The 24,154-nt window shown below is 73.7% G+C and carries 21 protein-coding genes and 1 tRNA gene; 10 read left to right on the forward strand and 12 right to left on the reverse strand.

All coding sequences use genetic code 11. From position 1 onward, the window contains the following. Positions 1–11: 11 nt before the first annotated feature. The 3 genes from BLQ67_RS03785 to BLQ67_RS03795 all read right to left on the reverse strand — a co-directional run bounded on the left by BLQ67_RS03785 (position 12) and on the right by BLQ67_RS03795 (position 5,951). Positions 12–3,944, reverse strand: a complete 3,933-nt coding sequence (locus BLQ67_RS03785) for a hypothetical protein (RefSeq protein ID WP_092502585.1) — start codon at positions 3,942–3,944, stop codon at positions 12–14. A gap of 85 nt (positions 3,945–4,029) precedes the next feature. Further along, a complete protein-coding gene (locus BLQ67_RS03790; protein ID WP_092502587.1) occupies positions 4,030–4,911 on the reverse strand; it encodes an aldo/keto reductase in 882 nt (293 codons plus the stop codon). Beyond that, positions 4,911–5,951 (reverse strand): lipid II:glycine glycyltransferase FemX, encoded by a 1,041-nt coding sequence (locus tag BLQ67_RS03795; RefSeq protein WP_092502589.1) that lies wholly within the window; start codon positions 5,949–5,951, stop codon positions 4,911–4,913. The genes BLQ67_RS03790 and BLQ67_RS03795 overlap by 1 nt, the downstream gene beginning before the upstream one ends. 118 nt (positions 5,952–6,069) lie before the next feature. Here BLQ67_RS03795 and BLQ67_RS03800 point away from each other — a divergent pair, with 118 nt between their 5' ends. After that, the gene (locus BLQ67_RS03800; RefSeq protein WP_172802245.1) at positions 6,070–6,879 is read left to right on the forward strand and encodes a DeoR/GlpR family DNA-binding transcription regulator; all 810 of its coding nucleotides are present in this window, start codon (positions 6,070–6,072) and stop codon (positions 6,877–6,879) included. A 45-nt stretch (positions 6,880–6,924) separates the two neighbouring features. Here BLQ67_RS03800 and BLQ67_RS03805 read toward each other — a convergent pair whose 3' ends face one another. Then, on the reverse strand, positions 6,925–7,794 hold the full coding sequence (locus BLQ67_RS03805; RefSeq protein WP_092502593.1) for an aldo/keto reductase: 870 nt from the start codon (positions 7,792–7,794) through the stop codon (positions 6,925–6,927). Between the two features lie 128 nt (positions 7,795–7,922). Here BLQ67_RS03805 and BLQ67_RS03810 point away from each other — a divergent pair, with 128 nt between their 5' ends. The 4 genes from BLQ67_RS03810 to BLQ67_RS03825 all read left to right on the forward strand — a co-directional run bounded on the left by BLQ67_RS03810 (position 7,923) and on the right by BLQ67_RS03825 (position 12,760). Continuing rightward, positions 7,923–8,714, forward strand: a complete 792-nt coding sequence (locus tag BLQ67_RS03810; protein ID WP_092506761.1) for a class I fructose-bisphosphate aldolase — start codon at positions 7,923–7,925, stop codon at positions 8,712–8,714. Beyond that, positions 8,711–9,751 carry a zinc-dependent dehydrogenase gene (locus BLQ67_RS03815; protein WP_092502595.1) on the forward strand — a complete coding sequence of 347 codons (1,041 nt, stop codon included), beginning with the start codon at positions 8,711–8,713 and terminating at the stop codon, positions 9,749–9,751. The genes BLQ67_RS03810 and BLQ67_RS03815 overlap by 4 nt, the downstream gene beginning before the upstream one ends. 65 nt (positions 9,752–9,816) lie before the next feature. Continuing rightward, on the forward strand, positions 9,817–11,382 hold the full coding sequence (locus BLQ67_RS03820; protein WP_092502597.1) for an FGGY-family carbohydrate kinase: 1,566 nt from the start codon (positions 9,817–9,819) through the stop codon (positions 11,380–11,382). A gap of 19 nt (positions 11,383–11,401) precedes the next feature. Further along, complete coding sequence (locus tag BLQ67_RS03825) at positions 11,402–12,760, forward strand: sn-glycerol-1-phosphate dehydrogenase (protein ID WP_092502599.1); 1,359 nt, start codon at positions 11,402–11,404, stop codon at positions 12,758–12,760. 4 nt (positions 12,761–12,764) lie between these two features. On the opposite strand, the gene BLQ67_RS03830 is transcribed toward BLQ67_RS03825, so the two are convergent. The 6 genes from BLQ67_RS03830 to BLQ67_RS03855 all read right to left on the reverse strand — a co-directional run bounded on the left by BLQ67_RS03830 (position 12,765) and on the right by BLQ67_RS03855 (position 17,575). After that, positions 12,765–13,472: a hypothetical protein gene (locus BLQ67_RS03830; protein ID WP_092502601.1), complete on the reverse strand. Its 708-nt coding sequence runs from the start codon at positions 13,470–13,472 to the stop codon at positions 12,765–12,767. A gap of 83 nt (positions 13,473–13,555) precedes the next feature. After that, on the reverse strand, positions 13,556–14,851 hold the full coding sequence (locus BLQ67_RS16805; RefSeq protein ID WP_231945154.1) for a helix-turn-helix transcriptional regulator: 1,296 nt from the start codon (positions 14,849–14,851) through the stop codon (positions 13,556–13,558). Between the two features lie 53 nt (positions 14,852–14,904). Continuing rightward, positions 14,905–14,976: transfer RNA gene (locus BLQ67_RS03840), tRNA-Arg, on the reverse strand. 102 nt (positions 14,977–15,078) lie between these two features. Continuing rightward, the gene (locus BLQ67_RS03845) at positions 15,079–15,834 is read right to left on the reverse strand and encodes an NlpC/P60 family protein (protein ID WP_197674628.1); all 756 of its coding nucleotides are present in this window, start codon (positions 15,832–15,834) and stop codon (positions 15,079–15,081) included. Between the two features lie 116 nt (positions 15,835–15,950). After that, positions 15,951–16,721: a C40 family peptidase gene (locus BLQ67_RS03850; RefSeq protein WP_092502603.1), complete on the reverse strand. Its 771-nt coding sequence runs from the start codon at positions 16,719–16,721 to the stop codon at positions 15,951–15,953. A 179-nt stretch (positions 16,722–16,900) separates the two neighbouring features. Then, positions 16,901–17,575: a metal-dependent transcriptional regulator gene (locus tag BLQ67_RS03855; protein WP_092502605.1), complete on the reverse strand. Its 675-nt coding sequence runs from the start codon at positions 17,573–17,575 to the stop codon at positions 16,901–16,903. A 91-nt stretch (positions 17,576–17,666) separates the two neighbouring features. Here BLQ67_RS03855 and serC point away from each other — a divergent pair, with 91 nt between their 5' ends. Next, positions 17,667–18,764 (forward strand): phosphoserine transaminase, encoded by a 1,098-nt coding sequence (gene serC, locus BLQ67_RS03860; RefSeq protein WP_092502607.1) that lies wholly within the window; start codon positions 17,667–17,669, stop codon positions 18,762–18,764. Positions 18,765–18,813: 49 nt separating this feature from the next. Here serC and BLQ67_RS03865 read toward each other — a convergent pair whose 3' ends face one another. Both BLQ67_RS03865 and BLQ67_RS03870 read right to left on the reverse strand, forming a co-directional pair. Next, positions 18,814–19,332, reverse strand: a complete 519-nt coding sequence (locus BLQ67_RS03865; RefSeq protein ID WP_092502609.1) for a DUF3027 domain-containing protein — start codon at positions 19,330–19,332, stop codon at positions 18,814–18,816. Further along, positions 19,332–19,715: a cold-shock protein gene (locus BLQ67_RS03870; protein ID WP_092502611.1), complete on the reverse strand. Its 384-nt coding sequence runs from the start codon at positions 19,713–19,715 to the stop codon at positions 19,332–19,334. The genes BLQ67_RS03865 and BLQ67_RS03870 overlap by 1 nt, the downstream gene beginning before the upstream one ends. A gap of 64 nt (positions 19,716–19,779) precedes the next feature. Between BLQ67_RS03870 and BLQ67_RS03875 the strand changes: the two genes are divergently transcribed. From BLQ67_RS03875 to BLQ67_RS03890, 4 genes are all read left to right on the forward strand, one after another. Then, positions 19,780–20,055, forward strand: coding sequence for a hypothetical protein (locus BLQ67_RS03875; RefSeq protein WP_092502612.1), 276 nt, complete (start codon positions 19,780–19,782; stop codon positions 20,053–20,055). A 1-nt stretch (position 20,056) separates the two neighbouring features. Beyond that, positions 20,057–21,673 carry a helicase-associated domain-containing protein gene (locus BLQ67_RS03880; protein ID WP_092502614.1) on the forward strand — a complete coding sequence of 539 codons (1,617 nt, stop codon included), beginning with the start codon at positions 20,057–20,059 and terminating at the stop codon, positions 21,671–21,673. 31 nt (positions 21,674–21,704) lie between these two features. Next, positions 21,705–23,333: a DNA repair helicase XPB gene (locus tag BLQ67_RS03885; RefSeq protein WP_092502616.1), complete on the forward strand. Its 1,629-nt coding sequence runs from the start codon at positions 21,705–21,707 to the stop codon at positions 23,331–23,333. Between the two features lie 81 nt (positions 23,334–23,414). Further along, positions 23,415–24,113: a response regulator transcription factor gene (locus tag BLQ67_RS03890; RefSeq protein WP_092502618.1), complete on the forward strand. Its 699-nt coding sequence runs from the start codon at positions 23,415–23,417 to the stop codon at positions 24,111–24,113. The last annotated feature ends 41 nt before the right edge of the window (positions 24,114–24,154 follow it).

Below are 24,154 nucleotides of genomic sequence, written 5' to 3' on the forward strand. Positions count from 1 at the left end.
CTTCGGTTCGGTCACTCGTCGCCGTCGGCGCCGACGAGCGTCGCGATGCGGGTCGCGACGGCCTCGGGGTCGGTGAAGAGCTCGAACGCGTGCACGCGCATCGTGTGCCAGCCGAGGCGGCGCAGGTGCTCGGGACGCACGCGCAGGCTCTCGCGCAGCGGCCGGTCGTCGTCGTGGTCGGTCTCGATCGCCGCGCAGACGCCGCCGTTGGCGACGACGAGCGGCAGCCCGGCGTGGTCGACGGCCGTGCGCAGGCCGCGCGCCTCGAGGCGACGCGCGAGGTCGACGAGCAGCGGGTCGCCGCCGGTCGTCGAGCGCGGCCGCGCGGGGCGCTCGGCCTCGAGCAGCACGTCGCGCAGCACGGCGGCACCGTGCTCGAGCTGCTGCCCGTCGAGGTCGGATGCCTGGAAGCCCGACACGAGCGTCATGGCCTTGCGTGCACGCGTCATGGCGACGGCGAGCATGCGGTCGCCGCCCGGGTCGGCGAGGCGACCGAGGTCGAGCGCGCGCCCGTAGCGGGTGCGGGCGTAGCCGATCGAGAAGATGACGCGGTCGCGGCTCAGCGCGTTGGCGTGCGCGACGTCGGCGACGACGAACGGCTCGTCGCCCTCGGCGACGACGAAGTCGGTGAACGGCCCGGGCTGGCCCAGCGCCTGCACGACGGCCTGCTGCACGCGCACCTCGTGGCGCTCGTTGCCGGTGACGACCATGAGCGACTCGTGCGGACGCGACCGGGCGTGGTGCGTCACGAGCGCGATGACGCGCTCGACCTCGGCGTCCGGGCTCTCGACGAGCGCCGACTGCTGGTCGGGCAGGCCGAACGCATCCTGCACCGTCGACACCGTGAGGGATGCGTGGCCGAGGAACGTGCCCGCCCACGGCAGCGTCTCGATGCCGCCGTCGTAGAAGCGGCGCGAGACGGTCTCGATGAGGTCGGCGCCGCCGGTGCGGTACGTGCGGGCGAGGCGGTGCACCGGCAGCACCTCCGCGAGGCGCGCGAGCGCGGATTCGCCGTGCAGCTCGTCGGGGCTGCCGAGCTCGTACGAGGGGCGCACGCCGAGCGCCGAGATGCCGACGTCGAACGGCGACGGGATCTGCGTGGCGGGGTCGCCGATCGCGACGACCTGCGGCGCACGCGTGAGGGCGCTGACGGCCTCGGCGAGCGTCACGGCTCCCGCGTCGAGCACGATGACGACGTCGAACGGGATCGAGCGGGCGACGCGGTGCACGTCGTACGGGCTCGCGACCCACACGGGCGCGATCGCACGCGACACGTGCGGCGCGCGGCCCTGCAGCGTCGCGGGGTCGAGACCGCCGGAGCGCAGCAGCGAGCGCAGCGCCTCGGCCTCGTCGGCGTGGTCGGCGATCGCGAGGCGCCACGACTGCGCGAGCTGCCACGCGAGGCGGGCGGATGCGGCGTCGACGTGCGCCTCGTCGACGAGCGCGAAGTCGGACTCGAGGCGCTCGAGCACCGTCGTGTTGCCGCGCAGCAGCGCACGCTCGCGCTGCAGCAGCTGCTCGAGGGCCGACTGCCACCACGCGAGGTCGAGCTCGTGCGCGACCTCGTCGTGCTCCACGTGCCGCGTCGCGAGGTCGGCGACGAGCGGCTCGAGCTCGAGCTCGGCGAGCGTCGACATGAGCACCGCGCGCTCCTGGATGCTGTCGAGCGCCTCCGACGGCGCGGCGAGCTCGTCGAGGCGCTGCTGCAGCGCGTCGAGCGGCAGGTCGACGAGGCTCGGCGCGTCGGTGCCCACGAGGGCGGCGTCGATGCGCTCGAGCGCCGTCAGCGCATCCCGGTGCAGCGCCTCGAGGGCGCCGAGGCCCGTCGGCACGCTCGGCACGGCGCCGTCGGGCGCCCAGCGGGTCCACTGCTTGCGCTGCCGCTGCACGCCCTCGAGGGCAGCGTGGAGGTCGGGGATGACGGCGCCGGCGCGCACGTACTCGAGCGCGTGCTTCTTGAGGCGTCGGCGCTGCATGCCGCCGAGCGCCGCGTTCGCCTCGCGGCGCGGACCCGTGGCGGTGATGAGCTCGCCGAGCGGCCGGTCGAAGACCGACGGCACGAAGCGGTCGAGGGTGTCGCGGATGTCGGCGAGCAGGCGCAGCTGCGCGCCGAGCTCGGCGATGGAGGCGAAGGGGCGCAGCTTCGTGCCGCCCAGCACCGTGCGGCCCTCGGCGACGACGTCGTCGAGGCCACCCGACGAGAGGCGCTCGGCGTCGGCGCGCGCGGTGGCGGCGTCGCCGTCGTTCGTGAAGTTCGCGCCGTACCAGGGCGTGTCCTCGGGGCCGAAGCGGAACTGGCCGAGCGACGCGGCCTGCACCATGGTCGCAGCGGTGCGCGGACGGTCCTGCGCGAGCGCGGCGACCGTGTCGGCCGACAGGCGCGCCTGCGTCTGCGGCGGCGTCGGCAGCATTGCGAGGCGCGAGAGCTCCTTGAGGCAGTCGAGCACCGAGACGCCGAGCACGTCGTCGACGCGGCGCAGCGCGCGACGGTAGTCGAGCAGCACCTTGCGGAGGCGCTCGAGGGCGTCGTCGATCTCGCCCGTGTCGGGCTTCTGCGCCTGCTCGGAGCGCGTGATGGCCGCGATGAGGTCGCGGCGCAGCGTCTGCGGTCGCACGGCGAGGCCCGGCAGGCCCGTCGCGGCGAGGCGGTCGACGATGCCCTGCGTCGTCGCGCGGCGCGGGCTCACCACGAGCACGCGGCGGTCGTCGTCGACGAGCGCGCCGATCGCGTTCACGACGGTCTGCGTCACGCCCGTGCCGGGCAGCGCCTCGACGACGATCGAGTTGCCCGCCACGATCTCGCCGACGACGGCATCCTGCTCGGCGTCGGCGTCGAGCACGAGGCGGTCGGCCTGCGGCGAGCGCTCGTCGAGCGGCAGCTGCGACACGGCCGAGCGGCCCTCGCGCAGGCGCCAGCGGGCGGCCTCGTCGCCGGCGACGGCGTCGAGCACCGTGTGCGGCACGGGGCGCAGGTCGGCGGCCATCGCGGGTCCGACCTCCGCGAACGTCGACACGACGAGCCGCGGCAGCACCTGGAAGCCGGGCACGTGCGCGGCGGCGAGGCGGATGCGGTCGAGCACGGGGTTGGGCGTGAACGTGCCCTCGTGATCGGCGAGCGACACGAGCGCGAGCTCGTCGAGCTCGACGCCGTGCACGGTGCGCAGCACGTGCGCGAGCCGCGGGTTCAGGAAGGGGCGGCCCTGCAGCTGCAGCTCGAAGTCGCGGCCGCGGCGACGCACCACGAGGGGGCGCAGCAGCACGGGGCCGTGGATCTCGCCGTGCTCGTGCGGGAAGCGCGCGATGCCGATGCCGAGGTGCACGGCGTCGATCGAGCGCGCCGCGGCGAGGTCGATGCCCTTCGACGCGATCGCCGCGGCGGCGTTGCGCGCAGCGCGCAGCGCGAGGTCGTCGCGGATGAGGCTCGAGAGCGCCGTCGGACGTCCGGTGATGAACTGCGCGAGGCCGCCGGGATGCGTCGTCGACAGCTCGATGCGCGTCGCCGTCGTGTCGACGAACGACGCGAGCGGCGAGCGGCCGCCGATGCGCTCGACCTCGAGGCGCCACGACTGCCAGTCGCGACGACGCGTGCCCGCCTCGGTGGATGCGGCCGGCGGGGCGGGCGGCGCGACGTGCTCGGGTGCGGGCTCGGCGGATGCCTCGGCGGCGGGCGTCTCGGCGGGCTCGTCGGCATCTGCGGGCGTCTCGGGCGCAGAGGGCGCAGGCGCGGACGGTGACGGCGTCGACGGCGCGGGCGCCGACGCGCCCATGAGCTCGTGCCCGGCATGCTGCGGCGCCGCGACGGGCGCGTCGCCGTCGACCGACGGCTCGGGAGCATCGGGCGTCACGCCCTCGTGCTCCATCGTCCAGAAGGGCTGCTCGGCGTCCGCTGCGCGCGCGCCGGCGTCGTCGCCGGGTCCGCCCGCGCTGTCGTTCTCTCGCCGCACAGCCTCACGATACGAGCGGATGCGCGCCGATCCGGGGAGGCGGGCGGGGTGTTCCGGGTTTCCGTCGACGCGCGAGCGACGCGACTCAGCGCCAGGAGCGGGCTCCGCGAGCGCCCCAGTAGGCGTCCGGGGTCTGCACGAGCGCCGTCGTGCCGCGTGCGACGGCAGCGCCGTCGACGTCGACGGCGCGCAGGTTGGCCGCGAGCTGCTCGACGGTGACGGCGCCCGAGAGCACGACCGCCCGCTCGTCGACCGCGAGCGCCGCCGCGATCGCGTCGGCATCCGCGTGCGGCCCCGGCAGCGCGTCGAGCACGGCGCCGTTCGCGAGCGCCTCCTTCACGACCACGAGCCATCCGGCGTCCGCAGCCCGCACGAGCGCGTCGCCCGCCGAGCGCTCGAGCACGTTCCACGTCGCCTGCACCGCGGCGAACGGCGCGACCTCGAGCGCGTGCAGCAGCACCTCCGCCTGCCGCGGTCCCGACGTGGACAGGCCCACGCGCACGCCCGCATCCGACAGCTGTCGCAGCCTGGCGAGCACGGCGCCGTCGCCCAGCACGGGGCTGTCGGGCGTCACGGAGTGCACGAGGTACGCGTCGGGCACGGTGCCGAGCGCCTCGCACGTCTCATCCCACTGCTGCTCGAGCATCGCGAGCGAGTGGTCCTTGCGCTCGTGCTCGTCGGCGTCGATGCGCCAGCCCGCCGTGTACGCGTAGCCCCACTTCGACTCGATCGTCAGCTGCTCGCGGCGACCGGGATGCGCGGCGAGCCACTCCCCCAGGAAGCGCTCGGCGAGCCCGTAGCCGCGCGCGGCGTCGACGAACCGCACGCCCGCATCCCACGCCGCGTCGAGCATCGCGTGCGTGCGCGCCCGCATGCCATCGACCGTGCGGTCGGGCAGGTCGACGTCGTGGCCGCGCGTGATGTAGCCCGGCCGGCCGAGGGCCGCGAGGCCGAGCCCGATGCGCATCAGTACCAGGCGTCCTTCGTGCGGCGCGTGTAGAGCGCGCGCAGGTAGCGGCCGGCGCGCTGCCAGAGCGCGTAGCGGCCGTTCAGCGGCAGCTCGAACGACGGCATGTACCGCACGGGCTCGGGCGCCCACGCGGTCTTGAACACGTAGAGGCCGCGGATGTCGCTGTCCTCCCACGACGCCGGGTCGGGGATGTTCGCGAGCTCGTAGCCCGTGACGCCCTCCTCGTGCAGGCGCTGCATGATCGCCCACTGCATCGCGTAGGGCGCGAACAGCTTCGGGTTCTCGCGCTGCGAGCCCGCATCCTTGTACCAGGCGGTGTCGCCGAAGCGGATGACGAAGGCGCTCGCCACCGACTCGCCCTCGTGCATCGCATAGAAGAAGCGGCCCTGGCCCTCGGCGTCGTAGACGTCCCAGATGCGCTGGAAGTAGGAGTGCGGCCGGAAGTAGCCGCCCGTGCGCTCGCGCACCTCGTCGATGAGCACGTGCATGCGCGCGATCGACTCGGGCGTCATCGGCACCTCGTCGATCGTCACGCCCTGCTTCGCCGCCGAGCGGTACGAGTTGCGGGCGCGCTTCTTGAAGCGCGCCGACACCTCGTCGAGCGATCCCGACAGGTCGACCATGACGGCGTGCTCGTACTGGCTCGACACCGTGCGCACCCAGCCCGCCGCCTCGAACGCGTCGACGAGCGTCTGGTCGTACTCCTGGAAGACCTCGGCCTTCACGGCGAACACGCCCTTCGGGTACGAGCGGGCGCGCTCGGTGAGCGCGGCGACGTGCGCTGGCGTCACGCCGGCGATGCGCGCCGCGTGGTAGATCGTGCCGGCGAGCGGCGCCTTCCGCGCGAACAGCTGCACGGGGTAGTCGGTGCCGTCGACCGGGATCCGGTCGCGCAGCGCCGTCCACGGGGATCCGGCACGCGTGCGCGCCCACGCGGACGACTGCATGTAGTGCGCGCGGGCCTGCGCTGCGAGCACCTCGGCGTCCCACGCCTCGGCGTCGTCGGGGCGGGCCGGGGCGGGCTCGATGACGGTCATGCAGTCCTCGCGGTCGGGTGCCGGCCAGCGCGACGGCGGCCGTGGCCGCCTGGCTCGGCGACGGCATCCAGGCTACCCGGCGCGGCCCGGCGGCGACGGGTCGCTAGGCTCCACCCTCGTGAGCACCGACGAGCCAGGCGACGCCGGCACCGCACCGCGCGGCGCCGCCCGCAGCGAGCGGCTGCACCAGCTCGCCGAGGCCGTGCTCGAGGCGGGCTCGCTGCCGGTCGACGCCATCGTCGAGCGCTTCGGCGTCTCGACCATGACCGCGTACCGCGACGTCGCCGAGCTCGAGCGGCAGGGCGTCGTCGTGCGGTCGAAGGGCATCGTCGTGGCGGCGGCGTCGTCGCTCAACGAGACGACCGCGCGCTTCCGACTCACGCAGCAGGTGGAAGCGAAGGCCGCGATCGCGCAGGCGGCGCGCGAGCTCGTGCGGCCGGGCATGTCGCTGCTGCTCGACGACTCCTCCTCGGGCCTCGCGCTGCTGCGCGCCGTCGCCGACCGCGTGCCGCTCACGATCGCGACGCACTCGCAGGTGACGGCGCGCGAGGTCGAGGCGCATCCCGCGCTCGAGCTCTTCGTCGCCGGCGGCTCGTACCGGCGCGCGACGGAGTCGTTCTACGGGCCGGCGACGACCGCCGCGATCCGCGCGCTGCACGCCGACGTGTCGTTCATGTCGGTCACGGCCATCCGCGGCGACACGGCCTACCACCCGTACGAGGAGGTCGCCGAGGTGAAGCGGGCGATGCTCGCGTCGGCGCAGCTGCGCGTGCTGCTCGCCGACCACTCGAAGTTCGGCAGGCACGCCCTGCACGTCATCGGCCCGGTGTCGGGCTGGGACGTCCTGGTCACCGACGAGGCGACGCGTCCCGAGCACCTCGCGCCGTTCCGCGACGCGGGCGTGCGCGTCATCACCGCCCCGAGTTGAGGATCTCGGCCCGATGCGAGGTCACATCGGGCCGAGACCCTCGACTCAGAACTCCTCGTCGATCGACGGGTCCTTGCCGGCGCGCTCGCCCGTCGCCAGCGTCGCGATGGATGCGCGCTCGGCGGGCGTGAGCGCGAACGCGAAGACGTCGAGGTTCTGGCGTCGGCGTGCGGCGTCGCCCGACTTCGGCACGGGCGGGGCGCCGACCTCGACGAGCCAGCGCAGCGCGACCTGCGCGGGCGTCACGCCGTGCGCGCGGGCTGCGGCGACGATGGGCTCGGCGTCGAGCAGCCCCTTGCCGCGACCGAGCGGCCCCCACGCCTGCGCGACGATGCCGCGCTCGGCGAGCCCGGCGCGCAGCGCCTCCTGCGGCAGCCGCGGGTGCAGCTCGACCTGGTCGACGACGGGCGCGACGCCCGTCTCGGCGACGAGCCGATCGACCTGCTCGAGCGAGAAGTTCGAGACGCCGATCGACCGCACGACGCCGTCGGCCTGCAGCCGCACGAGCGCGCGCCACGTGTCGACGTACCGGTCGAGGCGCGGCAGCGGCCAGTGCACGAGGCACAGGTCGATGGCGTCGACCCCGAGGATGCGGCGCGACGACTCGACGGCGCGCAGCGTCTCGTCGTGGCCCTGGTCGCCGCCGCGCACCTTCGTCGTCACCTGCACCTCGCCGGGCGCGAGCCCCGCATCCCGGATGCCCTGCCCCACGCCGAGCTCGTTGTGGTACCTCGCGGCGGTGTCGATCTGCCGGTAGCCGGCGCGGATCGACTCGGCGACGGCCGCGCGGGCGGCGTCGTGGTCGAGCTTCCAGGTGCCGAGCGCGATGCCCGAGAGCCAGCCACCGTCGGCGAGCGGGATGCGCGGGGGCACGAGCGACGCATCGGGCGACGATCTCGTCGACTCGGTTGACATCGTGTGATCGGGATGGGGATGATTCACACCAAGAGTTGTTACCAGAACCACTCCCCCATGGCCACGTCGACGTGCCGAACACGCCGACGCGCGACCCGTGCGGAGTGGTCCGACGCGAGAGGACCGCCGTGCACGGCACCGACATCCGACTGGCCCGCCTGTTCGACGACGAGAGCGGCCGCTCGCTCATCACGGCGTACGACCACGGCCAGTCGTTCCCGCTCGGTGCCCGCTCCGGCTCCCCGAGGCGCACGCTCGAGCAGATCGTCGCCGGTGGCCCGGAGGGCGTGCTGCTCACGCCCGGCATGCTCGCCCAGCACGCCGACCTCTTCGCCCGCCGCGGCGCCCCGAGCGTCGTGCTGCGCGCCGACTGGACGCTGCTCGACGAGCCAGACAAGCACGAGCTCGGCGAGCGGTACCGCGTGCTCGTCGACCCCGCCGAGGCCGTCGCGCTCGGCGCCGACGCCATCGTGATGTACCTCATCGCCCGCCCGACCGACGGCGGCATGTTCGCCGACAACGTCGCCGCTGTCGCACGCGCGGCGCAGCAGGCGAGCCGCGCCGGCATCCCCCTCATCGTCGAGACGACGCTGTGGGGCCTGCGCAACGAGGACCGCAAGGATCCCGAGCGGCTCGCGACCGTGTCGCGCATCGCCGCCGAGATCGGCGCCCACGCGATCAAGACCGAGTACGTCGGCGACCCCGAGGTGCAGCGCGGCATCGTCGAGACCGTCGGCGACATCCCCGTGCTCACGCTCGGAGGCGCCCGCGGCGACGACGACGCCGTGATCACGGCCGCCCAGGGGGCGATCGACGGCGGCGCGAGCGGCCTCATCTTCGGCCGCAACATCTGGATGGCCGACGACGTCGTGGGCACGACGCAGCGCCTGTCGGCCGTGACGCACGGACGCGTGCGATGAGGGCGCTCGTCTTCGCCGGCCCCGGCGAGGTGCGCGTCGAGGAGGTGCCGACGCCGACCGCCGGCGCCGGCGAGCTGCTGCTCGACGTCGGCGCCAACACGGTGTGCGGCACCGACGTGCGCATCATCCGCGGCGAGAAGACCGCGGGCATCGATCGGGGAGTCGTGCTGGGCCACGAGGTCGCGGGGCGCATCGCCGAGGTCGGCGACGGCGTCGAGGGCTTCGCCGTCGGCGACCTCGTGGGCCTCGCCCCCGTCGTGACGTGCGGCACGTGCCACGCGTGCACGCGCGGCATGGAGCAGGTCTGCCCCAACGCCTCGATCGTGGGCTACCGCATCGACGGCGGCCTCGCCGAGCGCATGGTCGTGCCCGCCCACGCCGTCGCGCGCGGCAACGTCGTGAAGGCGCCGAGGGAGGTGCCGGTCGAGCACCTGTCGCTCGCCGAGCCGCTGTCGTGCTGCCTCTCGGCGCACCGCACGTACCGGGTCGAGCTGGGCGACACCGTCGTGATCCTCGGCGCCGGGCCCATCGGCCTCATCCACACGCAGCTCGCGCTGCGCGCCGGTGCCCGTCGGGTGATCGTCTCCGACCCCTCCGCCCCGCGCCGCGCCGTCGCCGAGTCGTTCGGCGCCACGACGGTCGACCCCACCGCGACCGACCTCGGCGAGCACGTGCGGGATGCGACGGGCGGCCTCGGCGCCGACGTCGCGGTCGTGTGCATCGGCATGCCCAGGCTGCTCGCCGACGCGCTCGGCATCGTGCGGCTCGGCGGCCGCGTCAACGCGTTCGCGGGCTTCCCGTCGGGCGCGACGGCCGAGATCGACCCGAACCTCATCCACTACCGCGAGCTCACCGTGACGGGCGCGGCGAACTCGCGCCGCAGCGACTACCGCGACGCCGTGCAGCTCATCGCCGACGGCGCGATCGACGTCGCGAGGCTCGTGACGCACCGCTTCCCCCTCGAGCAGGCGGTCGAGGCGATCGAGGCATCCGCCTCGGGGGATGGCATCAAGATCGCGGTCATGCCTACCCTCTGAATCACCCCTGGCCGGCGCAGCGGCCACCACGCAGGACTCGCAATTCGATGAAGAAGGAGCGACCAATGTCCGCAACCCGTCCACCGCAGGGGCCCTACGTCCTGGGCATCGACTTCGGCACCGAGAGCTGTCGCGTGTCGATCGTCGACGTCGCAGGCAGCGTCGTCACGTTCGCCGCGACGCCCTACGCCACCACGCATGAGCGGTCCGGCTGGGCCGAGCAGAGCCCCGAGGACTGGTGGGATGCGCTCGAGGCCTCGACCGCGCGCGTGCTGCAGCAGTCGGGCATCCCGGCCCACGCCATCGAGGGCATCTCGTACGACGCGACGTCGATGACCGTCGTCGCGCTCAAGGACGACGGCCGCCACCTCGCGCCGGCGATCATGTGGATGGACGTGCGCGCCGTCGAGCAGGCGAAGCGCGCGTCGACCTCGACCTCGGTCGCGCTGCGCTACAACGGCGACGGCGCCGCGCCCGCGAGCCCCGAGTGGTACCCGTTCAAGGCGGCGTGGCTCAAGGAGCACCAGCCCGACGTGTACCGCGACGCCGACTACCTCGTCGACGCCGCCGACTGGCTCACGAAGCGCCTCACGGGCGAGTGGACGCTCAACATCAACTCGGCCGCGCACCGCATGTACTACAACCGCGACGAGGGCGGCTGGCCGACGGACTTCTACGAGCACGTCGGCGCCGGCGACGTCTTCGACAAGATCCCCACGAACGTCGTCGACCTCGGCGTGCCCGTCGGCGGCCTCTCGCAGAAGGCGGCGCGCGCGCTGGGCCTCAAGCCGGGCACGCCCGTCGCGCAGGGCTGCGTCGACGCGTGGGCGGGGCAGATCGGCCTCGGCGTCGTCGAGCCCGGCACGTTCGCGCTCATCACGGGCTCGAGCCACGTGCTCACGGGCCAGAGCGCCGAGGCCGTGAGCGGCAAGGGCTTCTTCGGCGGCTACACCGACGGCGTCATCCCCGGCCAGTACACCGTCGAGGGCGGCCAGGTGTCGACGGGCTCGGTGCTGAAGTGGTTCAAGGACAACTTCGCCCGCGACGTCGTGCAGGCCGCCGAGCGCACGGGCCTCAACGCGTACGACGTGCTCAACCAGCAGTCGCGGCACCTGCCTCCGGGCTCCGAGGGCCTCGTCGTCAACGAGTACTTCCAGGGCAACCGCACGCCGTACACCGACGGCCAGGCCCGCGGCATCCTGTGGGGGCTCAGCCTGCGCCACGGGCCCGAGCACATCTACCACGCCATCCAGGAGTCGGTCTGCTACGGCACCGAGCACAACCTGCGGGCGATGCGGGATGCGGGCATCGACGTGCAGAAGATCGTCGCGTGCGGCGGGGCGACGAACAGTCCCGAGTGGATGCAGATGCACGCGGACGTCACGGGCGTGCCGATCACGCTCACCGAGGTGGGCGACGCCGTGGTGCTGGGCTCGGCGATCCTCGCCGCGACCGGCGCTGGCCTGTTCGACTCGGTGCCGGAGGCGGCGCGGGCGATGGTGACGGAGACCGAGACGATCGAGCCCGACGCCCAGCGGCACGAGGAGTACCGCTACTTCGTCGACGCGTACATCGACACGTATCCGCGGCTGCGCGAGCGCATCCACGACATGCAGGACCACATCGCCTGATCGGGCGGAGGAGCACACCGTGACCACCCTCATCGAGCGTGCCGTGGCGCGCGCCTCCGACACCCGGGCGATCGTCGTCGGGGCCGACGTGCTGGCGCGCGTCGGCCCCCTCGTCGCCGAGCTGCTGCCCGGCCGCACGGCCATCGTGGTCGCCGACGAGACGACGTGGGCCGTCGCCGGCGAGGCGACGACTGCGGCGCTGCGCGACGCGGGCGTGGCGCTCGCCGAGCCGTTCGTGTTCGACGGCACCCCGCCCCCGTACGCGGGCTACGAGAACGTCGAGCGGCTGCGCGATCACCTCGCGCGGCTCGACGCCATCGTGGTCGTGGTCGGCGCCGGCACGCTGAACGACGTGGCGAAGCGCGCCTCGAGCGAGCTCGACCGGCCGTACGTGTGCGTCGCGACGGCGCCGTCGATGGATGGCTACGCCGCGTTCGGCGCGTCGATCGCGAAGGACGGCTACAAGCAGACCCTCTCGTGCCCCGCGCCCATCGCGGTCGTGGCCGACCACCGCATCCTCGCTGCCGCACCGGGCCGCATGGTCGCCTCGGGCGTCGGCGACCTCGTCGAGAAGCTGCCGGGCGGCGCCGACTGGATCCTCGCCGACGCACTCGGCGTCGAGCAGCTCGACGAGGACGTGTGGACGCTCGTGCAGGAGCCGCTGCGCGACGCGCTCGCCGATCCCGAGGGCATCCGCGACGGCGTGGTCGAGGCCACGGTCGGGCTCGCCGACGGCCTCGTGCTGTCGGGCCTCGCGATGCAGGCGCACGCATCGTCGCGCCCCGCGTCGGGTGCGGGTCACCAGTGCTCGCACCTGTGGGAGATGGAGGGCCTCGGCGTGCACGACGACCCGCCGCTCAGCCACGGCCTCAAGGTGGGCCTCGGCACGATCATGCTCACGGCCCTCTACGAGGAGGCGCTGCGGCACGACCTCGGCGCGCTCGACGTGGATGCGGCGGTCGCCGCGTTCCCCGAGTGGCCCGACCTCGAGCCCCGCATCCGTGCGGAGGGCTTCTCGCCCGAGCTGCTCGCGGCGGCCCTCGCGCAGTCGAAGGCGAAGCATCCGACGCCCGGCGGCCTGCGCCGCCGGCTCGAGACGCTGCGCGACGAGTGGCCGGCGATCGCCGAGCGGCTGCGCGCGCAGCTGCTGCCCGCCGTCGAGGTCGAGCGCATCCTCGCGACGGTCGGCGCCGTGACGCATCCGTCGCAGATCGGGCTCGCGCCCGAGCGCTTCCGCGCCACGTACACGCGCGCCATGCGCATCCGCAGCCGCTACACGCTGCTCGACGTGCTGCACGAGGCGGGGCTGCTCGACCGCTGCATCGACCGCCTCTTCGCGCCTGGCGGCTTCTGGGCAGAGCGCCCCTTCCCCTCCTGACGACTCAACGCCGAGCGACGGTCGCGCGCAGCCCGCACCAGCCGATGCTCGCCACGAGCAACGTCTGCACGAGGTCGCTCGCGATCGTCGCGGCGCGCGGCAGCAGCTCGAACGGCACGGCCGCGAACACGACGAGGTACGCGAGCCCTGCGATCGCCAGCCAGCGTGGCAGTGCGCGCGTCACGAGGCTCACGACGAGCAGCACGAGCATGCCGACCGCCACGGCCGCCTGCGAGCCGACGATGCCGGGCGCGACGACGTCGAGGTGCGCGTTGAGCACGTCGAACGCCGCGCGTCCCTCGGCCTCCGACAGCACTTCCGGGTTCGCCGCGAGCGCGAACGGCAGCACCTCGGCCGTCACGACGAGGGCGAACAGGATGCCGCCGACGCCGATGACGACCGACGCCGCGATCGTCACGAGGGCGCTGCGACCGTGCGCGAGGCGTGCGGCGAGGATCGCGACCGCGACCCACGAGATGGCGAACGACGGCCCGCCCACGAGCAGGTTCATGCCCCAGTAGGCATCGCCGAGCGGCGCGACAGCGTCGTAGTGCACGGCGCCGTCGAACGGCGGCTCCCAGAGCAGGAACGCCGTGCGGGCGACGAGCGCCACGACGAGCAGGGCGAAGACGACGACCGCGGCGAGCGTCGCGGGATGCGAGCCCGACGGTCGGGCTGCGACGTCGAGGGTGGGCGAGGTGGATGCGGTCACGAGGGCCTCCGTGGGTCGGGACGTCGGGCGACGTCGACCCCACGGTCGCCCCGATGCCCTGCATCGGGCATCGGTGCTGGCACCTATCCCGGCGTCGGGCGCCCCTCGAGCCACCGCCGAGCCGCCTGCACGCGCCGGTTGACGCCCGCGTCGACCTCGAGGCCGAGCTTCGTGAAGATGGCCCGCATGTGCGCGTCGACGGTGCGCTCGCTCACGACGAGCTGCGCCGCGATGCCCGCGTTGCTCGCGCCGTCGGCGAGCAGCGCGAGCACGTCGTGCTCGCGCGGCGTGAGCTCGGGCATGCGCACGTCGGCGTCGAGCGCCGGCGCCTCGACGGGCTCCTCGACTCGACCGTCGTCGAGCAGCGCCTCCGCAGCCCTGCGAGCCCCCGTCCAGGCCGCGAGCGTCACGCCGAGCGCGAGCGCGGCGGTGACGAGCGCGGCCACGGTCGGCGGCCAGGTAGCTGCGACGGCGAGCGTGCCCACGGCGGCCACGACGAGTCCGGCGATCGCGAGGGCCACCGCGCGCACGAGCGGCAGCACCAGGCGTCGCTCGGCGTCGCGCGCCAGCACGGCGGCGCACGCAGCCGGCAGCGCGCCCGCCGCCGCGACCGCGACCTGGAACGCGACGGACCCGGCCGTCGGGTCGATCTCACCCGGATCGCGGGCGACGGCGAGCAGCAGGCAGAAGGCCACGACGATCGGCGCGGCGCTCGCGCCCGCGGCGGCGATGCCGAGCCGCACGCGTGCACGGGATCGCGACCGCGCCGCGGCGCGCACGAGCGTGACGGGCAGCGTGAGCAGCACGAGCGTCGCCGCCGAGGCGGCGACGTCGCCCACGACCGCCCACCGCTCCGGCCACGCATCCGGCGCGATGGGCGCGACGCCCGCGAACGGGTCGCTCGGCATCCACAGCACGATGCCCGCGAGCATCGCGGCGGCGCTCGTCGCGACGACCAGCACGTGCGTGCGCGCCACCCGTCCGCCGCGGCGGATCGCCGACGACGCGAGCACCTGCCCGAGCGCGAGCGGCGCGATCCACGTCACGCTCCAGAGCGAGACGGCGAGGGAGGCGAGCGGGTGGTCGACGCCGACGAGCGCGACGGCCAGCCACGCCGTGCCGAGCATCGCCAGCAGCGCGACGATCAGCGCTGCGGCGATCGCCGCCGAGCGTCGGTCGCCGATCGCTGCGAGAGAGCGCCGCGCCCCGTCGACCACGAGCGCGGCCGCGGCGATCGCCACGGTGCCGACGGGATGCGTCGGGAACCCATCCGCCCCGCCCGCGCGGGCGACGAGCAGCGCGACGACGGCGACGACGCCCACGACGGCGACGACGACCGTCGAGACGGGGAGGCGGTGCGGCACCGCGAGGGTCGACACGGCGACACCGTAGCCCTCGCGCACCCGCGGCCACCAGGCCCGAACGCCATCGGTGCCCCTGGAGGGACTCGAACCCCCAACCCTCTCCTTAGGACGGAGCTGCTCTTCCATTGAGCTACAGAGGCGGAGCCGCGCATCGCGCGCGACCCCTCCAGCCTACCGAAGGGGCACGAACGCGACGACGCCCGCGACCGGAAGGTCGCGGGCGTCGTCGAGGAGGTCTGGCGTCAGCCGACGTCGATGAACACGGGTGCCGAGGCGCCCGGGATGTTCACGCCGGAGACGACGGTCTGGTTGCCGTTCCAGCCACCGTGCACGGCCTGGCCGTTGCCGATGTAGACGGCGACGTGGGCCGAGCCGAAGCCGCCGTTCGAGTAGTAGACGATGTCGCCGGGCGTCGCCTGCGAGCCCGGGATGGTCGGGCCGAGGTTGAAGAGGTTGCCCATGCCCGTGTACTGGATGCCCACGGCTGCCAGCGCGTCGGCGACGAGCTGCGTGCAGGTCTGGATCTCGCCGATCTGCGCGAGCGCTGCGCTGGCGATCGTGCTGCCGCCCGCACCGACCGACACGGCCGTGCTCGTGGCGGCCGACGTGCCGGACTGCGACGCTGCAGCCTCCTCGGCGGCTGCCTGCTCGGCGGCCTCGGCCTCGGCGTCGGCCTGCGCCTGCAGGTCGGCCTGCAGCTGCTGGAGCTCGGCGGGCGTCGTCGCGTAGAGCTCGGCGCGCTCGGCCTCCTGCTCGGGCGAGCCTGCGGTCGACGTCGCGGTCACGGACTGCGAGTTGGCTGCGGTCGCCGCGAATCCGGGCTCCTGCGTCTCGCCCTGGTTGCCTGCGAACGCGGGCAGCGCGAGCGGCGTCACGAGGGCGACGGCGACGCCGGCGACGCCGATGCGACGGATGAGGGTGGCGCGAGAGGTGCGGGTCGCCTTGGGGGTCTCGTCGGGGTTGCCGGCGGGCTGGGCGATCTCGTTGCTTCGGGTCACGAATCAGTCTCCTGGGGTCCTACGGCATGCGCCTGTACGGCAGCATGACGGACCAATGTTACCAAATCGTTACGACGATGGCCAGCGAACGGCCACATCGGTCCAGATCGGTGGTCTTAGAAGCGGCGCACCTGCGGCGTGCCCATGGCTGCGACCATCGCCGAGAAGCTCGAGTACTTCACGGGCTTGCCGGCGGTGGCTGCGTGGATGATCGAGTCGTTGCCGACGTAGATCGCGGTGTGGCCGTTCCAGATGACGAGGTCTCCCGGCTGGATCGCCGAGACGGCGACCGGGGTGCCGTAGCCGAGCTGGCCGCGGTCCGAGTGCGGGAGGTAGACGCCGACCTGGCCGTAGACCCACTGCGTGAAGCCGGAGCAGTCGAAGCCCTCCGACGGGCTCGCGCCGCCCCAGACGTAGGGCACGCCGAGCTGCGACTGGGCGATGCCGACGATCGAGCCGGATGCCGCGGAGGGCACCGACGACGACGACGCGGCCGCAGGGGCGGCGGCCGTCGCGGTGGTAGCAGCAGCGGCTGCTGCGGCCTCCTGGCGCTCGGCCTCGGCGGCTGCGGCCTCTGCCTGGGCCTGCGCGAGCTCCTCCGGAGTCGTGGCGGCGAGGCCGTTCTCGGCGATCGCGTCGACGAGCGGGGACTGCTGCACCTCGACCTGCTGCTGCGTCTGCGCGAGCAGCTCGGCGATCGAGCCATCGAGCACCGCGGGCTGCGCCTGCGCGGTCTGCAGCGCTGCTGCCGGCAGGGCGACCGTGCCGAAGAGGGCGACGGCGACCGCCGCGACCCCGACTCGCTTGGCCATCGAACGACGGGCACCGATGGTGGTGCGCGGAGTCGGCTGCGCGACGATCTCGGTGCTGGTCGTGGAGTGCTGCATGCGGTGAGGATTCCTGCTCGTTGGGCGCGCGAGGGCGCTTCGTGCTCCGGCGAGCGTACGACACCGTTGCACGATTGTCACCTTCTCCACGCCGTCACCCTCAGGTGCGACGCGAACCCTGGACGTCCCCCGAACGCCACCTGACCGCGATCGCGGGCGAATCGGCGGGAGCGGTCGGATCAGACGGCAGCGACGTAGACGTGCTGCGCGAGCTCCGTCGGCAGCGCGACCTCGGCGCCGCCCTCGACCGTGAGCGTGCGGCCGCGATCCGCCGCGGCGATCGCGACCGTCGCGCCGGGCACGAGCCCCGCATCCCGCAGCTGCTCGAGCGTCGCGACCTCGAACTGGATGGGCTCGCCGAGGCGGCGCACGACGAACGTGCCCTCGACCTCCGTCGCGCGGCGCACGCCGTCGAGGAAGCCGTCGGCTCGGGCGAGGCCCAGCTCGTCGAGGCCCGGGATGGGCGTGCCGTACGGCGACTCCGTCGGGCGATCGAGGATGTCGAGCAGCCTGCGCTCGACCTGCTCGCTCATGACGTGCTCCCAGCGGCAGGCCTCGTCGTGCGCGAGCGTCCAGTCGAGGCCGATGACGTCGGTGAGCAGGCGCTCGGCGAGGCGGTGCTTGCGCAGCACGCGGGTCGCGAGCGCGCGTCCCTCGTCGGTGAGCTGCAGGTGGCGGTCCTCGGCCACGACGACGAGGCCGTCGCGCTCCATGCGGGCGACGGTCTGCGAGACCGTGGGGCCCGAGTGGCCGATGCGCTCGGAGATGCGGGCGCGCATGGGCACGAAGCCCTCCTCCTCGAGGTCGAGGATCGTACGCAGGTACATCTCCGTCGTGTCGACGAGATCGGTCATGCGCACACCTCCTCTCCCCGTGCGGATGGACACAACCCTAGTGAGCAAAGGTGGACGCGGGCGACGCGACAGGCGCTCGTAGACTGACGCGGTGAGCGACCTCGTCATCCCCGCCTCCCTCCTGCCCGCCGACGGCCGCTTCGGCTGCGGTCCCGCCAAGGTGCGTCCCGCCCAGGTGGAGGCGCTCGCCGCCTCGCGCCTGCTGGGCACGAGCCACCGCCAGGCGCCCGTGCGCGGCCTCGTCGGCTCGGTGCGCTCGCGCCTCGCCGACCTCTTCTCGGCACCCGACGGCTACGAGGTCATCCTCGGCAACGGCGGCTCGACGACGTTCTGGGACGCCGCGGCCTTCGGCCTCGTCGAGCGTCGCGCCCACCACCTCGCGTTCGGCGAGTTCGGCGCGAAGTTCTCGAAGGCGACCGGTGCCCCGTGGCTCGAGGCGCCGAGCGTCGCGAGCGCCCCCGCAGGCTCGCGGCCCGTGCTCGAGCCCGTCGACGGCGTCGACGTCGTCGCCTACCCGCACAACGAGACCTCGACCGGCGTCATGCACCCCGTCGTGCGTGCCGAGCACGGCCTCACGGTCGTCGACGCGACGAGCGCGGCCGGCGGCATCGACTTCGACGCGAGCGCCGCCGACGTCTACTACTTCGCGCCGCAGAAGAACCTCGGCTCCGACGGCGGACTGTGGTTCGCGCTCGTGTCGCCCGCGGCGATCGAGCGCATCGAGGCGATCGCGGCATCCGACCGCTACATCCCCGAGTCGCTGAGCCTCAAGCAGGCGCTCGACAACTCGCGCCTGCAGCAGACGCTCAACACGCCGGCGATCGCGACGCTCGTGCTGCTCGACGAGCAGCTCGGATGGATGCTCGAGCAGGGCGGGCTGCCCGCGATGGCCGCGCGCACGCGCACGTCGTCCGACACGCTCTACGCGTGGGCGGAGGCCCGCACGGATGCGCAGCCGTTCGTGGCCGACGCCGAGCACCGCTCGCAGGTCGTCGTCACGATCGACTTCGACGACGCCGTCGACGCGACGGCCATCACGAAGGCGCTGCGCGCGAACGGCATCGTCGACACCGAGCCGTACCGCAAGCTCGGCCGCAACCAGATCCGCGTCGCGACGTTCGCGGGCATCGAGCCCAGCGACGTCGAGGCGCTGGCCGCGAGCCTCGACTACGTGCTCGAGCGCCTCTAGCGGCAGCGCCGCGGGCGCGAGCCCGGCTCGGCCGAGACGGTCGGATGCGTCAGCGTCCGGCCGTCTCGTCGTCTGCGTCGTCGTGCGACGCGTCGCCGTGGTCGTCGACGTCGAGGCCGTCGTCGGCGTCGTCGTCGCTCGCCAGGTCGGCCTCGTCGAAGTCGTCGAAGCCGTGGTCGTCGTCCGACTCGTCCGAGTCGTCGTCGTCCTCGTCGTCGTCCGACGCGTCGTCGCCGTCCTCGTCCTCGTCGTCGGCGGCAGCCGACTCCTTGGCCGCGAGGTAGTCGGCGAGCCGGTCGGCCCACGGCACCCACTCGGGCGCGACGAGCGAGCCCTCGCCGGGCAGCAGCGCGACCTCGAGCACCGTCTGGGCGCCCTCGTCATCGGTGGCGAGGGTCACGGTCCACAGCCAGTCGGGGTAGCCGCCCAGCTGCGAGCGGTAGCGCAGCGCGAGCACGCCCTGCTCGTCGATGGCGTCGACGACCTCGCCGACCGCACCGGCAGGTGCGACCTCGTCGAGGGCGGACTCGGCCAGTCGCAGCGCCTCGGCGCTCGGCACGGTCGTCATCACGCCTCCAGGTCGTCGGCGACGCGACGCAGCACCGTGGCCACCTTGCGCGCCTGGTCGGGGCTCGGCTGGCGTCCGTGGCGCAGGGCCTCGCCGACGCCGTCGAGCAGCTTCACGAGGTCCTCGACGATCACGGCCATGTCCTCGCTCGAGCGGCGCGACTGGCGCACGGCCGAGACGCGGGGCGCCTCGAGCACGCGCAGCGAGAGGGCCTGCGCACCGCGCTGGCCCTCGGCGACGCCGTACTCGACGCGCGTGCCGCCCTTGAGCGTCGCGCCGTCGGGCACGGCGGAGGCGTGCACGAAGACCTCGACGCCGTCGTCTCCGGCGATGAAGCCGAAGCCCTTGTCCTCGTCGAAGAACTTGACCTTGCCAGTGGGCACGATGCTCCTTGGGGTGCGCGGGTGGTGCAGCGTCCAGGCTACCGTCCGCTGATAGTCTCGACGGATGCCCACCACGCGTGCAGGCGAGCACCACGCCGATCCGATCGGCGTGATCGAGCGCATCCTGGCCACGGCGGCGGCCGTGCTCGTGGGCGTCGCGCTGCTCGGCTTCGTGCTGACGCTCGTGCAGATCGGGCTCCGCGACACGTGGCCGTGGCTCGCCGACGGCGTGTGGCCCTACGCATTCCTCGTGCCGACGTTCGCGCTGCCGGCCGGCCTCCTGTGCGTCATCGCGCTGCTCGTGCTCTCCGCGGTGCGCAAGGGACGCGGACGGGCCTGACGTGCCGACCACGGTCGAGCTCGCGGGCGCGCTGCAGGCGCTGACCGACGACGCCCTCGACCACCTCGTGCGCGCACGCCACGTGCCGCAGCACGCGGCCACGTACTTCGACGTCGCCGAGCAGCTGCTGCGGCCCGAGTCGATCGCCGCGGCGCTCGAGACGGTCGACGCGGACGCGCTCGCCGGGCTCGCGACGGGCGCGACGACGCCGGCGCTCGACGCCCTGGGCCTCGGCGTCGCGGGCGTCGCGTTCGACGATGTGCGCAGGCACGCCGCGACGGCGCCGGTGCGCGACGCCGCTCCCGCATCGGAGCCCGACGACGCCCGGGCGGCCGAGCGCGCGTTCGCGACGACGCTGCTCGTGGGCGAGGTCGTGCGCGGCGCGGCCACGCAGCCCGTGCAGGTGCTCGCGCGCGGGGCCGTGGCGATGTCGGATGCGCGCAGGCTCGCCGAGGCGCTCGGCGCGGAGCCCGAGGCCGTGCTCGACGCCATCGCGATCGCGCGCGGCGCCCGCCTGCTCGCGACCCGCGACGCGACGCTCGTCGCCGCGACCGGCGCCGCCGCGTGGCTCGACGCTCCCCTGCCGCAGCGCTGGGCTGCCATGCGCGACGCGTGGCTCGCATCCCTCGACGTCGCCGAGCGCTCCGTCGCGATCGAGGCGGGCGACGCCGCGGCACGCTTCCCCCTCGCGGCCGCCGCGACGCTCGAGCGCCTCGGGGTCGCCGGGCGCCGCGCGACGCAGCTGGGGCTGCTCGACGGCGGCACGACGACGCTCGCGGGCGACGACGGCGCGGCGCGGCTCGCAGCCCTCGTCCCCGGCGAGGTCGACAAGGCGTACGTGCAGCCCGACCTGTCGATCGTCGTGCCGGGTCCGCTCGTGCCGGCACTCGAGACCCGACTGCGACTCGTCGCCGACCTCGAGCAGCGCGGCACGGCCTCGACGTACCGCATGTCGCTCGCATCCCTCTCGCGCGGCCTCGCCGCCGGCGAGGACGAGGCCGGCATCCTCGCGCTGCTCGGCGCGCTGTCGCTCACGGGCGTGCCGCAGCCGGTCGCGTACCTCGTGCGCGACGCCGCCGCCCGCTTCGGCTCGGTGCGCGTGCTCGCGCTCGCCGACGGCCCCGATCGCACGGCCGTGCGGGGCGAGCCCGGCGTCGTCGCCGAGCTCGCCGTCGACCACGGCCTCGCGCCGCTGCGCATGCGCGAGGAGTCGCCGCGCAGGCTCGTGACGCGCGCCGAGCCCACGACGGTGCTCGCCGCGCTTCGCGCCCGCCGCTACCCCGCCGCGATGGAGGACGTCGACGGCGTGCTGCTGGTGCCCGTGCGGCACGAGGCCGACGTGCTCGCGCCGCCGCCCACGCCGCTCGTGCAGCGCCTGCGCGGCTCGGGGTTCGACGTCGGCGGCGAGGAGCGCGCCTGGCTCGAGCGGCGGCTGCAGGTCGCGGCGCGCGACCGCGTGAGCGTGCAGGTGCGCATCGAGGTCGGCGGCGAGGAGCGCGAGCTCTCGCTGCTGCCGCTCGGCGTCGCCAACGGCAGGCTGCGCGCCCGTGACCTCGGCAGCGACGTCGAGCGCACGCTGCCCGTCACCGCCATCACCCATCTGGCGGGCGTGCCGTGACGCACAGCGAGCGGGGCTAGGCTCGAACGTCGTGAACGACGGCCCGCTGATCGTCCAGAGCGATCGAACCGTGCTGCTCGAGGTCGCGCATCCCGCTGCTGCGGATGCCCGCCACGAGCTCGCGGTCTTCGCGGAGCTCGAGCGCGCGCCCGAGCACATCCACACGTACCGCATCACGCAGCTGGGCCTGTGGAACGCCCGCGCCGCCGGCCACACGGCCGACGAGATGCTCGGCACGCTCGAGCGCCACGCCCGCTTCCCCGTGCCCTCCGCGGTCGCGCTCGACGTGCGCGAGACCGTGGGCCGCTACGGCAGGCTCACGATCGATCGCGACGACGAGGGCCTGCGCCTGCGCAGCGAGGACCGGCCCGTGCTCATGGAGGTGCGGCGCTCGAAGCGCATCGCTCCCCTGCTCGCCGAGGACGTCGAGGGCGGCATCCGCGTCGTCGACTGGGCGCGCGGGCAGCTGAAGCAGGAGCTCGTGAAGATCGGCTGGCCCGCCGAGGACCTCGCGGGCTTCACGCCGGGCACGCCGTTCGACATCGACCTCGTCGAGGACGGCTGGGTGCTGCGGCCGTACCAGCAGGATGCCGTGCGGCACTTCGCCGACGCGGGCTCTGGCGTCGTCGTGCTGCCCTGCGGCGCCGGCAAGACGCTCGTCGGCGCTGCGGCGATGGCCGCGACCGACACGACGACGCTCATCCTCGTGACGAACACGGTCTCGGCGCGGCAGTGGCGTGCCGAGCTGCTGGCGCGCACGACGCTGACCGAGGACGACATCGGCGAGTACTCGGGCCAGTCGAAGGAGATCAAGCCCGTCACGATCGCGACGTACCAGATCCTCACGGCGAAGCGCAGCGGCGAGCTCGCGCACCTGCGCGTGCTCGACGCGCTCGACTGGGGCCTCGTCGTGTACGACGAGGTGCACCTGCTGCCCGCGCCCGTCTTCAAGCTCACGGCCGACCTGCAGGCCAGGCGTCGCCTGGGTCTCACGGCGACGCTCGTGCGCGAGGACGGCCGCGAGTCCGACGTCTTCAGCCTCATCGGTCCGAAGCGCTTCGACGCGCCCTGGAAGGAGATTGAGGCCCAGGGCTTCATCTCGCCCGCCGAGTGCTTCGAGGTGCGCATCGACCTCACCGAGGGCGAGCGGCTCGAGTACGCCGCGAGCGCCGATCGCGAGCGGTACCGCATCGCGGCGTCCAGCCCTGCGAAGGTCACGGTGGCGAAGCGCATCCTGCGCCGGCACGAGGGCGAGCAGACGCTCGTGATCGGCCAGTACCTCGACCAGCTCGACGTGCTCGCCGAGGCGCTCGACGCACCGCTCATCACGGGCCAGACGCCCGTCGACGAGCGCGAGTCGCTGTTCCAGGCGTTCCGCGAGGGCACGATCGGCACGCTCGTCGTGTCGAAGGTCGCGAACTTCTCGGTCGACCTGCCGGATGCGTCGGTCGCGATCCAGGTGTCGGGCTCGTTCGGGTCGCGGCAGGAGGAGGCGCAGCGCCTCGGTCGCCTGCTGCGACCGAAGTCGGGTGGCCGCAGCGCGTCGTTCTACACGCTCGTCGCGCGCGACACGATCGACCAGGACTTCGCCCTCGGGCGCCAGCGCTTCCTGGCGGAGCAGGGCTACTCGTACGAGATCCTCGACGCCGCCGACCTGTAGGGCGAGGCGACCTCGGGCGCATCCGTACCCCGAACGCCTGGCGTCCAGGATTCGATCAGGATACGGTCAGAGACTGTGGCCATGACCGACCAGTCCCCCAAGATCCTCGTCGTCGACGACGAGCCCCACATCCGCGACCTGCTCACCACGAGCCTGCGCTTCAGCGGATTCGACGTGCGCTCCGTCGGCGCCGGCGCCGCAGCCATCTCCGCGGTGCTGGAGGAGGAGCCCGACCTCATCCTGCTCGACGTCATGCTGCCCGACATCAACGGGTTCGGGGTCACGAAGCGCCTGCGCGCCTCGGGCTTCACGTCGCCCATCCTCTTCCTCACGGCGAAGGACGACACCGACGACAAGGTCACGGGCCTCACGGTCGGCGGCGACGACTACGTCACGAAGCCGTTCTCGCTCGACGAGATCATCGCCCGCATCAAGGCCATCCTGCGCCGCACGCGCGCCGAGGACGACGACGCGACGCTGCGCATCGGCGAGGTCGTCATGAACCAGGACACGCACGAGGTCACGGTCGGCGACGAGGAGATCGAGCTCTCCCCCACCGAGTTCAAGCTGCTGCGCTACCTCATGCTCAACCCCAACCGCGTGCTGTCGAAGACCCAGATCCTCGACCACGTCTGGGAGTACGACTTCAACGGCGACGTGGGCATCGTCGAGTCGTACATCTCGTACCTGCGCCGCAAGGTCGACGGGCACACGAGCGAGCCGATGATCATCACGAAGCGCGGCTTCGGGTACATGCTCAAGGCCCCGAAGTCCGCGTAGACGCGTGCGTTCGCTGCGCGCGCGGCTGGGCAGCGTCTCGC

Origin of the sequence: Agrococcus jejuensis (assembly GCF_900099705.1) — a bacterium.
GTDB classification, from domain to species: Bacteria; Actinomycetota; Actinomycetes; order Actinomycetales; family Microbacteriaceae; genus Agrococcus; species Agrococcus jejuensis.